Origin of the sequence: Kitasatospora sp. NPDC058243 (genome assembly GCF_042882025.1) — a bacterium.
GTDB lineage: Bacteria > Actinomycetota > Actinomycetes > Streptomycetales > Streptomycetaceae > Kitasatospora.
In genome coordinates this window covers 116,951-129,035 of sequence record NZ_JBHVWW010000017.1, presented here as the reverse complement: position 1 = coordinate 129,035, position 12,085 = coordinate 116,951, and the positions used below count along the sequence as shown (strand labels likewise).

Here is a 12,085-nt window from a genome sequence, read left to right as displayed (position 1 = left end):
GGCGACCACCGTGGCGGTGCTCTCGCTGCCGTCCATCCAGCCGATCCGGAGCTTGGTGCCGACGCCGGCGCCGAGTCCGGAGGCCGAGCGCTGCCCCAGCGCGACGCCGTCCCCGCGCAGTTGGGCCAGCGAGCCCGCGGTGACCCCGGGATCGAGCAGTTCGGACAGCTCGGCGGAATCGACCACCTTGGCGCTGACTCCCCGCGAGCCGGCGGTGCCGGGCGACGCGTTGGACACCATGGTCGTGGCGGGGACGACCCCGCTGACCGCTGTGACACCGGGCAGTTGGCGGGCCGCGGCGACGAAGTCCGGGGGGAGCCCGACACCGTCGGCCTGGACCACGTGGTCGGCCCGCAGCCTTCGACCGTCCTCGGCCGCGGCGGCCTGGGCCTTGACGCCGGGGACGAACAGCACCGTGCTGGTGAAGGCCACCGCCAGCACCAGCGGGGTGACGGCGGCGGCGAAGCGGCGGGGCTGGGCACGCAGGGCCGCGGACGCGAGGAACCCCGCCACGGGGAAGAGCCTGCCCACTGGTCCACCGATCACCACACTGGCGACCCGCCCGACCACCGGTCCGAGCAGCGCCACCCCCAGGAGGAGCAGCAGGACCATGCTCTCGGCCGTGCCGGCCCCGCTCCGGCTGCCCGTGGAGGACGACAGCACCACGGCGCACACGGCGAGCGTCCCGGCCCCGAGCACCGTCCGCACCCAGCCGATCCGCGGCGCGGGCGCAGAGGACTCGCGCAGAGCCCGGGTCGGTTCGACCCGGGACGCCCGGCGCGCGGAGGCCCACACGGCGAGTTGCGCGGTGACGACGACCCCGCCGACGACGGTCAGCAGTGCGGTGGGCCCGACGTGGAGCGGGACGTCGGAGCGGACCACACCGCGGTCGACGAGTACGCCGCGGAGCAGCGAGGCGACGCCGACCCCGACCGGGCATCCGACCAGTGCGGCGCCGAGGGTCAGGACCAGCGTCTCCATCGCGATCATCCGCCGCACCTGTCCCGACGTGGCGCCCACCGCTCGCAGCAGGGCCATCTCCCGCAGGCGTTGCTGGACGGTGAGCGCGAGCGCTCCCGCCACCACGAACACCGAGATGAACAAGGACAGGATGCCGACGGTCCCGGCGAGCGAGGCCAGGCCGTCCCCGGGCCCGGGTGCGCCCGAGAACTCCCGCTCGCCCCGCTGGTCGCCGGTGCTCACCTCGGGCCCGGACCAGAGCTCCGCCCCGGTGGCCGGGAAGGCCGTGGCGAGGACCTGTTCGGCCTGCGCGGCCAGCGCCTGCGGGTCGGCCCCGTCCCGTGCCGTGATGCCGATCGCGTCCGCGCCCTTGGTGGTGCCCGCGAGCCGGGCCGCCTGGTCGGGGCTGAAGAAGAGGGCGCTCTGGCGGGCCAACTCCCGTGGGGGTGAGGCCAGTCCGGACACCGTGTAGGCGCGGGGGGCGGTGGTGGTGGCCACCCGCACGGGGTCGCCGGGCCGGAGCCCGCCGCGTGCGGCCGTCGCCTCGTCGAGGACCACCTCGTCGGGGCCGGCCGGCGGGTGACCGGAGGTCAGGTGGAAGGGGGCGAGGACGGCGCTGGTCCAGGAGTGCCCGAGGGACGCCCCGCCCTGCGGGCCGGAGAGGACCTGCCCCGATCCGGTGATCACGGCGGTGGGGAAGGAGACCTCCGGGGCGACGGTCCCGGCGCCGGGCAGTGCGGCCAGCTTTCCGATCAGCGGATCGACGTCGGCCATCCGGGTCGAGCCGCCGATCACGACCGGGGCCGCCGCATAGCGTTCGGTGGGGGTGCCCGCACGCAGGGCGGACTCCAGCAGGACGCCGCACGCGGCGGTCAGGACGAGGGCGAACGACAGTGCGGCGAAAGCACCCGCGAAGCCCGCCTTGCGGGCGCGCACCGTCTGCCAGGCCAGTAGGAGCATGCCGTTCAGCGCCTTCCCAGGTGGGTCATCCGGTCCGCGACCTGTTCGGGCGAGGGGTTGGCGAGTGCCTCGGCGAAGGAGCCGTCCGCCAGGAAGAACACCTGGTCCGCGTAGGAGGCGGCGACCGGGTCGTGCGTCACCATGATCACGGTCTGCCCCAGTCCGTCGACGACGTGCCGCAGCAGTCGCAGGACCTCCGTACCGGTGGTGCTGTCCAGGGCGCCCGTGGGCTCGTCCGCGAAGACGACCTCGGGTCGCGTGACCAGGGCCCGGGCGATCGCCACCCGCTGCTGCTGACCGCCCGACAGCTGGGTGGGCAGGTGCCGCACCCGGTCGGCGAGGCCGGTCCGGTCGAGGATCTCCCCCAGCCAGGCCCGGTCCGCCCGGCGCCGGGCCAGTCGCAACGGCAGCGTGACGTTCTGCTCGACCGTCAGGGAGGGCAGGAGGTTGAAGGACTGGAAGACGAAGCCGATCCGCTGCCGGCGCAGGACGGTCAGCTCGGTGTCGCCGAGCGCCCCCAGCTCCAGGCCGGCCAGCCGGACCTGCCCGGAGGTCGGGCGGTCGAGCCCGGCGGCGCAGTGCAGGAACGTGCTCTTCCCGGACCCCGAGGGCCCCATCACCGCGGTGAACCCGCCTCGGCGGAATTCCATCGACACCTCGCGCAGGGCGTGCACGGCCCCCGCTCCGCGCCCGTACACCTTGCTCACCCCGTCGAGCCGCACCGCCAGGTCCGGCTCCGAAGTGGAATGGGCCTGTTCCGGATCGCTGGAATCCGCAGTCCGAGAGAAAACGGGAATCCCCTCCTCGATGTGGCGCCCTGCCCTCATTTACCGCAAGCTTAGCCAGATCCACATTGCCCGCCCGGGACCTCCGACGGCGTCCGGACAGCGCCCGGACGGCGGCCCCGGAGGCACTCCTCCCCAGGTCAACCGGCTACCAAGCCTGTCGGGCTGCCCGCCCGGGAGGGTCTGGACGTGGACAACCCATGGACACATCCATGCGAATCGCATAGGGCATTTCATGGATTACCCGGCAGCCAAAAGGCTGTCCGGATGCCAGGACCGCACTTATTCGAAATAATCAAATGCGAGCCTCCGGAATTTGACCAACAAAGCTTCCGGTCCAGCTTTCCGGACTCCCGGACTTCCGATGGTCCGATCCCTGCGTCCGGGCCACTGGCAGCGACCCGCCGGCGCCGGGGCCCTATGAGGGGCGAGGACCGGCGGACAGCCATCCCATCTCCTCGGCGATCCGAATGGCATCCACCCGGCTGCGTCCCCCCGCCTTGGTCACCGCGGCGGCCAGGTGGTTGCGGGCGGTTCCCGCCGAAATGAACAGCCGGGCGGCGATCTCCGAGACGGAGGCACCTTCCGCGGCCAGGCGCAGGGTGTCGAGCTCCCTGGGCGTCAGCGGGTTCTCACGCGCCCCCAGGGCGGCGAGGGCCAGCTCCGGGTCGATGGCGCGCTCGCCGGCCGCCACCTTCCTGATCGCCGCAGCCAGTTCCTGTGCCGGGGCGTCCTTGCCGAGGAACCCGAGCACGTGAACGGACATCGCACTGCGCAGATGCGCGGGTCTCGCCAGCCCGGTCAGGATGAGCGTCCCGCACGTCGGGAGCTTCTCGTGCAACTCGGCCGCGGCCCGGAGCCCGTCCAGACCGGGCATGTCGATGTCGAGCACCGCCACGTCCGGCCGGACCCGCAGGGCCGTCGGCACCACCAGGTCACCACGCTCGACGTCCGCGACGACCTCCAGGTCGTCCTCGTACGCGAGGAGTGCCATCAGCGCGCTGCGCACCATGGTCATGTCCTCGGCTAACAGAACCCTGATCATCTGCGTCCTCCCCTGCCAGGCAACCGCTACCCGCGCGGCTCCATGAGACAACAGGGCTGCGGGCAGCCCGTATCCGATTGATCCACCATGCGTTACCGCGCGCGGCGGAAACAACAGTGCGAAACCGATCGAACTACGGCCGCCCCCGCGAACACCTGACCTACACCGATACCGGCGCGACCAGCCCTTCGGACACCCGACGCAGACCACTGCTGTCCGCCGTCCACCACCCGTTCTGGCACGACACATGGTCCCATCAGTCAACTTGGAGACCGCACGTCATCAACGTCGACGACACGATCACCGACCGCGTCGAAGCTGGCTGTCCTCTTGTCTCGGGGCCTCCCGCCATCTGCACCCAGGCGACTCCTGACAAAACTGGCACGACCGCAGGTGATGGGCTGTCATTGGGACCGGTTCCGCTGTCCCCAGGGGAACCAACCCGCCAGCGCCTTCAACACCGCAGGAATGTCCTTCCGGTCAGCCCGACAGACCGCGATCAGGCCGATGGCAAGCAGGATCACCGCCGCCCCCAGAAACAGCAGGACGGCTAGCGCACCCCACCTTGTACTCACAGACAGTTCCCCTAGTGCATCGGCACTCGCAGCAAATTCGCACGATCGTCGCATCAGCGCCGCCGATCGTTGCGGGTCCGGCTGGCCAAAACAGCAGCCACCGCCAACGCGGAGCGCCGCTCGTCCTCGGGCAGCCAGTACACCGGCGGATACTCATCGTCCCAGCTGGCGGCCGTCAGCCCGTGAAGACAAGTCAACGCTGCGGCCCGTACATATTCCCGCGGACTACCGTCTGGTCCCTCCCACGGCTGACCGTGAAAGGCGTCGCCCAGCGTCACCAGCGCCATCGCCACCATCGCCTCGGGCACGCCGTTCCAGCTGGACCCGGCCGGGCGTGCGGCCATCGTCCGGCCACTGAAGTACCAAACAGAACCGGGGTTTTCGTACGGCAGGCCCAACAGTCCGGCGAGCCGTGCTCTGTCATCCTCGCCGGGCAACTCGGTCCGGGACCGTTGCTGGAACAGGTGCTGATAGCGCCCCAACGTTTCCTGGTCCATGACGTTCGCGTGGAGCGCGGCAATCGTGCTGATGAGCCGGCCCAGCTCATCCATGGCCTCCGACAACGCGAACAGGCATCGGGCCGGCCACTTCCGGTCCGGCTCATCACTACAGTGACGAAGCACCACATAGAGCCTGAGCACCACACAGGTCACTGACCCCTGCACACGCAGGTGGAGCCACTCAGGCATCAACCTCAGGTTGTGGCCCGCGCCCCGTTCCCCTGCCAGCGGAACCGCTACCGCCGTACGAAGGCACTCCTGATCAGCCCGGAGCATGCGCTGGATCGCCCTTCGCTCTCCCCCTTCACCCTCCAACTGCGCGGCGATCAGGCCGGCCAGGTGCCCGATGGCGTCCATCGCGTCGCTGGCCCGGTACATGCACATCCTGGCCCACCCGTGTCCAGCTCGATCGGGAACGCAGTAGCGCAGGACCTCCTGCAGGTAACCGACGATCTCGGCAACCTCATCTGGGATGGGGCGGGCACTAGCACGCCCAGGCCCTCGCAATCGCACGCTACCCGGTATTTCGCCATTCGATATGGGCAACAGCCTCGGGTACGTCGGGGTCGCCTGAAGGTTCGACACTGCTCACGGGTGCCGGTTCACTCGCGATGTTGGGCTTGGCGGGCATGGTGGTGCTGCCTCTCCTATCGCCAGGCGCAGAGATGGCGCGCCGCAGGTGTGACGGTCTCCCCTTCGACGGTGAGCGTACTCATCTCGGCGACCCGGGTGACATCCTCCCACTTGAAACAGAACCCGGTCGTCCAGACGAAACGGAGCCGGAACTCAGCAGGCGGGTTTCGGTCACGTCGAGGTCTCACGTTCCGTCACTCCAACTCGACCGAGGTGTTGGAAGAGATGCGGTTGAGGCAGGGCCGCGACGGTACATCTCGCGCTCTATGACGGACGCGGCCTCCGGCCATGGCACGGCCACCTGTGAGGTGAGACTCCAGTAGCTGTGGCTCGCCCGGACCAGGGAGCTGACTCCGAGCGGTGCGGCGTTGGCCGGGACGGCGGCGAGGACACGACGGAGGACGCCGCCGGCCCCTCGGGGCGCCGGGGCAATACCGTTCCCGACGAGGAGGGTCGCAGTTCGGATGGCGTCGAGCACGTCGGGAGCCACGTCTACCGTGGCGAAGGAACCGAAGACCAGATCCCGCCAAGAGAGGCGGGTGCGCGCCCAGGCCAGGCGTTCGAGTCCTGAGCCGAGGTCCACCGCCATGCAGCTGGGATCCGCAGCGTTCCAGAGCAGGACGATGTCGCCGATGGGGAGGTCCAGGTGCCGGAAGTGCACTGTGAGGCCACAGACTTCTCGGCGCTGCCACACGGCGTCACGCCCGTGGATGGTGATGTGCCTGGCGTGGAGGCCGATGTCGGAGAGCGTGGTGAGCCAGTGGTCGAGGATGTCCGCGAACTCGGCCTCCCGCGCGACGGGTTCGATGCGCGAGACGTTGACGAAAGAGGTGAGGAAGCCGTCCCGGAGGCCGCCGGTGGCGTGCCTCTCGCCGGTCATCCTCACGACGGGCTGAGGAAGGTAGCCGCGGCGAAGGACGTACGGCTCGCCGCCCTTGAGGAGAGGGTCGAGCGCCTGGACGGCGGAGATCGTCAGCTCTGTGTCCCGGCCCCACCTCGTCGGCAGTGGCCTGGCTCGTGGCACGCCTGCCGCGCGGAAGCTGTGCTCCAGCCTGTCCAGCAGGCCTGCCCAGGAGTGGGGTCGAGTCGTTGGCCGGTACGGCGTTCCTCGGTCGCGGTGGCGGATTTCGAACCGCCCGTCGGGGCTTTGGGTGATCTCCCACTTCGGGCTGAGCCCGAGGCGGTTGCCGCCCAGGAGGCCAGTCTGCCTCGACGGTATGTCAACCGTCAGCATGGCTCGGCCGCCAGAGCGCGGAAGTGCCTTGCCGGATCGAAGCGCTGGAACCCGATCTCCTGGACAGCGGGCGCGTCCAGCATCAGGGCCTGTTCTATCGCCACGGCAAGGACGCGGGCGGCCGCCTCGTCATCGCTGTCCGGGTCGGCGTACGCGGCGGCTCCGGTGGCGTCGCAGATCGCCACTTCGGCGCAGGTACCTTCCCGCCAGCAGAGCGCCGCGACCGGGGTGCCGGCCCGCAGCGATTCACCGAACACTGCGGCGCCGGCCTCCACGTAGGTCCGGGAGCAGGTGTAGACGAATGCGGCGGCGTTGGAGAAGACGGCGGTCTTGACGGCGCCGCCCAGCTCGCCGACCCAGGTGACGTGGTCGGTCGAGAAGAGTGCCTGGTGCCTGCGCAGGTACGCAGTGTCGAACACAGGGCCGACGATGCTGATCCGTCGGCCGAGCAACTCGGCGGCTCGAACTGCCAGGTGGGGTGCCTTCTCCTCGTCGATGCGGCCGAGCCAGAGCAGGTCGCGGCCAGGAACGGCCGCTGGCTCTGCCTCACCGACGCCGAGGTGGACGGCGTGTTCCAGAACCGGCGCGTGCATCGCGTAGAGCGCCGCCATCTCCGGCGAGTAGCAGTAGAGCCTGGAGCGTCGGCCGTCGAACGCGTCCACCGCATGCTGGAACACCGGCGAGTGCTGGAAGGTCGCGACGTCGCAGTCGAGCTCGTCCCAGACCTGCCGCCACTGCGGGTGGGACGGGTACTCATGCCCGACAACGAGCAGGTCGTATCCGGCCGCACGCAGCTCGCGCGTCGTTCGGGTGCCCGGCTGGCGGTCCTCAAGGCGGACCCGACGCAGAGCCCAGTCCGCTCCGAGGTCGGTCCTCCAGCCGGGGCCGAGGAGGTGTACGTCGGCACCTGCCGCTCGGGCGCCTTCCGCCACTGCCCAGAGCCAGCGTTCGATCCCGCCATAGCCGACGGGCGGGAAGGTGTAGCTGCTGGGGAAGTCGCAGATGCCGACTAACACTTATGCCTCCGTTGTTCCGTCCGCCGAGATCCGGCGGAATCCGAGGTAGGGCACCAGTGCCTCGGGCAGGACGACGGAGCCGTCCTGCTGCTGGCACTGTTCGAGCAGGGCGGCCAGGGTGCGGCCGATGGGCAGTCCGGAGCCGTTGAGGGTGGCGACAGGCCTGGTCTTGCCGTGCTCGTCCCGGGTGCGGATGCCGGCGCGGCGGGCCTGGAAGGTGCCGCAGTCCGAGACGGAGGAGATCTCGCGGTAGGTCTGCTGGCTGGGCAGCCAGACCTCGATGTCGTAGGTGACCTGGGCGGAGAAGCCGAGGTCACCGGCAGCGAGCTGGACGACCCGGTAGGCCAGCCCAAGCTCCTTGAGGCAGGCTTCGGCGTGGCTGACCATCTTCTCCAGCTCGGCCTGCGAGTCCTCGGGGTCGCAGATCCGGACCATCTCGACCTTGGAGAACTGGTGTTGGCGCAGGATGCCGCGGGTGTCACGGCCGTACGAGCCGGCCTCCGAACGGAAGCACGGGGTGTACGCGGTGAGGGCCAGGGGGAGTTCGGCCGGCGGGATGATCTCGTCCGCGTAGAGGTTGGTGAGCGGGACCTCCGCAGTGGGGATCAGGAAGAGTTCACGGTCACCCATGCCGGTGGCGAAGAGGTCCTCTTCGAACTTCGGGAGCTGGCCGGTCCCGGTCATGGTCTGCCGGGTCACGAGGTACGGAACCGCGTGCTCGACGTAGCCGTGCCGCTTGGTGTGCAGGTCAAGGAAGAGCGTGGCCAGGGCGCGCTCGATGCCGGCGCCGGCGCCGCGCGAGACGCTGAACCGGGAGCCGGAGAGCTTGCTGGCACGGGCAAAGTCGAGGATGCCGAGGGCCTCGCCGAGGTCCACGTGGTCCTTCGGCTCGAAGGAGAAGGACGGCGGCGCGCCGACCCGCCGAACCTCGACGGCGTGCTCGTCCGAGTCGCCCTCGGGGGTGCTGTCGAGCGGCAGGTTGGGGACGGTCAGCAGGAAGTCTCGCAGCTCCTGCTGCACCTGCTCCTGCTCCGTCTCGGCCGAGCGGATCTCTTCCTTGAGTTCGCGGGCCCGGTCCTTCAACGCCTCGGTGTCGCCGCCCTGGCGGGCCGCCTGCTGGACTTCCTGAGCGATCCGCTTCGACTCGGCCCTCAACTCGTCCACGCGGATGATCAGCTGGGATCGACGGGACTGAAGAGACTCCAACGCAGAGAGATCCAGGGTGTAGCCGCGGCGGGCGAGGCGGCGGACCGCCTCGGAACCCATCTCGATGAGGGCGCGGGGATCATGCATCGGAGTTCGTCTCCTCCAGCTGGACGGATGGTCCATCGAAGGTAGCAAGCACGCACAGGTCTTCTGGCCGCGAAGACCATCCGCCCGCTGCCGCGATCTCCCTCTCCTCCGCTTCCAGGTCCTCGAGCAACGCCGCGATGAGGTCCCGGAGTTCGTCATCCTCGATCCTGACCAGGTACAGGCAGGGCACCTCGTCGAAGAAGATCGGCATGGCACGACCCGGGTCATCGCGCGAGGTCTGTCTCCGCCACCGCAGTGTGGAAGCCAACAGCCCGTGCGCGACGACCACCCGCGGCGAGGGCAGCTTGAGCACGCTCCGGAGGCCGGCCAGCATTCTGCGGATGGCTCCACGCTGGGACTCGGCGGCGTCGGGCGGGCGCTCCCACGGTCCGGCGGCGACCAGCCAGCGCGCGTACTCCGTGAAGGGGCCGCCTTCGAACCGCCCGTAGTCGACTTCGTTGAGTGCGGGTTCGACCCTGACCGGCTGGTCGACATCGCCCATCAACAGGCGGGCTGTCTCACCCGTCCGGGCGAACGCCGAGGTGAGCCAGGCAGCCGGCTGAACGGCAACAGTCACGCCGTTACCGGTCCGGCAGGCGACGCGCCCCGCCGGATCCAGTGGAAGATCGACAATCGGGTCGCCGTTGACGCGGTGAGCCGTGCTGTAGCGGGTACTCGCATGGCGCAGCAGGTAGGTGGTCACGCCTTGCTACTCCTTTCCGGCGCCGAGGTGAGATCGAGATCGCCGGCCAGCCCCGCGATCACCCGTTCCATCACGGAGGCGCGGGTGTCACCCAGTTCGCGGTAGTAGAGGAGGCCGTCCACGCAGAGCGTGAGGCTCCAGTGCCGCAGCCGTCGCGGATCGAGGCCGGCGGTGGTGACGGCGATCTCGAAGCGGTCCCGGGTGCCCGTGCCCAGGTCGTAGTAGACAGTCCAGAACGCCCAGTCGAAGATCTCGTCGCCGACCATCGGCAGGGGGTCCGCCAGGACCGGCTTCCGTTGGTCGTCGAAGAGGACGTTCTCCCTGTAGACGTCCGCGTGGAGCACCGCTGCCCGCGCCGTGTCCGGATGCAGTCCGGTGACCAGGCTCTCGCCGAGCCTCGCCCAGTCAACCGCCGGCTGAGGACGCTGCGCCAAGCGGCGGTGCACTCGCGGGACCAGCTCGCATTCGAGGAAGTCGTGGAGGCTGGGAAGTGCTGCGGCCGTGGTGTTCGCACCTCGGCCGAGTCGGTGCAGTTCCCGCAGAGCGGTGGCCACTGCCTCGTACTCGCGCTTCTCCGGTCCGGCGGATCCGCCGGGCACAGCCGCCACCATCTCCAGGGCGGCGACGCCGAGGTCGTCCGCGCGCGCGAGCACCCTGACGGCCGGCCCGGCTTCCCAGATCCCCAGTGTGATCGTCTCATTGCGGTAGCGGCTTCGCTCGGGCCATGCCTTCAACAGGACCTCGTGCCCGCTGCTTCGCTCGCGGGCCACCATCAACAGCGAGGCGTGGCCGGCATCGTGGTAGCGCTCAAGGTTCAATTGCCAACGGAGCGAGGCTTCGTTGAAGAGCTCCGGGGCGCCAGCGAGCCAGCTGCTCACCCCCGGGCCGTAGTGCTCCCGGAGACGCTGACAGGCACCGCTCGGGGGCAGGGACGCGTGCGACGCGCTGCGCATCAGCTGAGCCGGACGCCGTGGTGGATCAGCTCGGCGGTGAGCTCCGGGAAGCCGCCGAGGGCGAGGGCGACCTGGGCCTGCACCTTCTCGATCTCCGGTTCCTCAGCCGCGAGCCGGACCAGGACCTTCCAGGGCTGGTCGAGGCGCTGGCCAGTCGCACTGACCAGGTGCACTTCGGCGTAGCTGTCGGTCTCCTCGTACAAGCGCTGGGCGAGCCTGGTGGCTGCCAGGTTGTACAGCTTCCCGACGTGGTAGACGGGGTTCTTGCCGCTGGCCCCTTCCAGGTTCATCGGACGCAGCGGGGTGATCAGGCCGTTGACCCGGTTGCCGCGGCCGACGACGCCTTCGTCGCCCGACTCGATGGAGCTGCCGGTGTAGGTGAGGTAGAGCTCGTCCTTGTCGGGGACGTCGCGGGCGTTGAGGAGGAAGGCGACTTCGACGCCGGGAAGGCGATGATCCGCGAACCGGCTGCACTCGGCCAGGATCTCTTCCTTGTTGGCGAGGTAGGCGGCGCGGTCGGGCACGTGCGCGGACTTCTGCGGCACGCACAGGACCGCCTCGGCCTTCGTGCCGTCGAAGTGCCCCATCAGCTTCACGTCGGAACCGCACCACGGGTTCGCCCTGGTGAACTCGCTGACGCCGGACAGGTGGTTGACGAGCGCGTGGGCGAACTGCTCGAACGGGGCCATCGGCGCCCAGCCGGTGCCGAGCGAGGTGTCGTTGGCGAGCAGAACGTGACGCTCGCGCAGGTCGTCCACCGAGCGGGGCGCGAACCAGCGCGATCGGTCGGTGCCGCCCCCATCGGTAACGACCGCGCCGGGGCTGGGGTTGCTGGTGACGTTGAAGACCAGGTCGAGGTGGCCGGCGAGCTCGGGGAGTCGCTCCTGGAAGAAGGCCAGGACGAGCTGTTCCGCCAGTTCCCGCACCGGGATGTCCTCGCCCCCGCAGGCGTGGGCGGCCCGTCCGTTGATCAGCACCTTCACCGGGGCAGTCATCCGCCCCGCGCCGTACCGGACCTCGCAGGATCCACCGAGCAGGGCGAGCTTGTCGAAGTTGTGGTGGAGCACGGCGCCAAACCGGTCGATCGTGTAGCGGCTGTACGCACGGGAGAGTTCCTCCGCCAGGTGGTCGGCGAGCGTGTCGGGGTGGCCCGAGCCCTTTCGTTCCAGCAGCACGAGGTCGGTGGGAGCCGGGCTGCCGGTCTCGATGGTGATGCCGCTGGCGCCGACGATCCTGCTGACGCGTTCCATGTCGCACTCCTGTTCGCTTGGGGAAGGACGTGCTGCTCGCAAGGGGCGGGCGATATCGCATTCCCTTGGTGTCGCGGAGTTGGAGCTGTTGGCTCAAGGCCGTGGACTACTCCTCGTCCGCCCGCTGCCGACAGCCGCGAGCCCCGCCCTCACGATGAAAGAGACTGCCCGCCAGATG

The 12,085-nt window shown here is 69.7% G+C and carries 10 protein-coding genes; all 10 read right to left on the bottom strand.

The features are described from left to right. The coding region (locus ACFVX9_RS14660; RefSeq protein ID WP_387981883.1) for an ABC transporter permease at positions 1-1,920 on the bottom strand (1,920 nt) is incomplete at its 3' end. A 5-nt stretch (positions 1,921-1,925) separates the two neighbouring features. Beyond that, positions 1,926-2,747, bottom strand: coding sequence for an ABC transporter ATP-binding protein (locus ACFVX9_RS14655; protein WP_079135747.1), 822 nt, complete (start codon positions 2,745-2,747; stop codon positions 1,926-1,928). Between the two features lie 376 nt (positions 2,748-3,123). Then, a complete protein-coding gene (locus tag ACFVX9_RS14650) occupies positions 3,124-3,750 on the bottom strand; it encodes a response regulator transcription factor (RefSeq protein ID WP_363368347.1) in 627 nt (208 codons plus the stop codon). Between the two features lie 628 nt (positions 3,751-4,378). Then, a complete protein-coding gene (locus ACFVX9_RS14645; protein ID WP_387981882.1) occupies positions 4,379-5,203 on the bottom strand; it encodes a hypothetical protein in 825 nt (274 codons plus the stop codon). Between the two features lie 439 nt (positions 5,204-5,642). Then, complete coding sequence (locus ACFVX9_RS14640; protein ID WP_387981880.1) at positions 5,643-6,692, bottom strand: hypothetical protein; 1,050 nt, start codon at positions 6,690-6,692, stop codon at positions 5,643-5,645. Then, positions 6,686-7,708, bottom strand: coding sequence for a glycosyltransferase (locus ACFVX9_RS14635; protein ID WP_387981878.1), 1,023 nt, complete (start codon positions 7,706-7,708; stop codon positions 6,686-6,688). Before ACFVX9_RS14635 ends, ACFVX9_RS14640 begins: the two co-directional genes overlap by 7 nt. Next, positions 7,709-9,001, bottom strand: coding sequence for a serine--tRNA ligase (serS, locus tag ACFVX9_RS14630; RefSeq protein WP_387981876.1), 1,293 nt, complete (start codon positions 8,999-9,001; stop codon positions 7,709-7,711). It abuts the gene before it with no gap. Further along, positions 8,994-9,704 (bottom strand): histidine phosphatase family protein, encoded by a 711-nt coding sequence (locus ACFVX9_RS14625; protein WP_387981875.1) that lies wholly within the window; start codon positions 9,702-9,704, stop codon positions 8,994-8,996. The genes serS and ACFVX9_RS14625 overlap by 8 nt, the downstream gene beginning before the upstream one ends. After that, entirely contained in the window at positions 9,701-10,582 is an 882-nt protein-coding gene (locus ACFVX9_RS14620) for an aminoglycoside phosphotransferase family protein (protein ID WP_387981874.1), read from the bottom strand. Before ACFVX9_RS14620 ends, ACFVX9_RS14625 begins: the two co-directional genes overlap by 4 nt. Positions 10,583-10,656: 74 nt before the next feature. Further along, entirely contained in the window at positions 10,657-11,907 is a 1,251-nt protein-coding gene (locus ACFVX9_RS14615; protein WP_387981872.1) for a methionine adenosyltransferase, read from the bottom strand. Positions 11,908-12,085 lie beyond the last annotated feature (178 nt).

Excerpts from the sequence above, each read along its gene's own strand:
- ACFVX9_RS14655 (WP_079135747.1), bottom strand. The coding sequence starts at position 2,747 with ATGAGGGCAGGGCGCCACATCGAGGAGGGGATTCCCGTTTTCTCTCGG.
- ACFVX9_RS14650 (WP_363368347.1), bottom strand. The coding sequence starts at position 3,750 with ATGATCAGGGTTCTGTTAGCCGAGGACATGACCATGGTGCGCAGCGCG.
- ACFVX9_RS14645 (WP_387981882.1), bottom strand. The coding sequence starts at position 5,203 with ATGTACCGGGCCAGCGACGCGATGGACGCCATCGGGCACCTGGCCGGC.
- ACFVX9_RS14640 (WP_387981880.1), bottom strand. The coding sequence starts at position 6,692 with ATGCTGACGGTTGACATACCGTCGAGGCAGACTGGCCTCCTGGGCGGC.
- serS (WP_387981876.1), bottom strand. The coding sequence starts at position 9,001 with ATGCATGATCCCCGCGCCCTCATCGAGATGGGTTCCGAGGCGGTCCGC.
- ACFVX9_RS14615 (WP_387981872.1), bottom strand. The coding sequence starts at position 11,907 with ATGGAACGCGTCAGCAGGATCGTCGGCGCCAGCGGCATCACCATCGAG.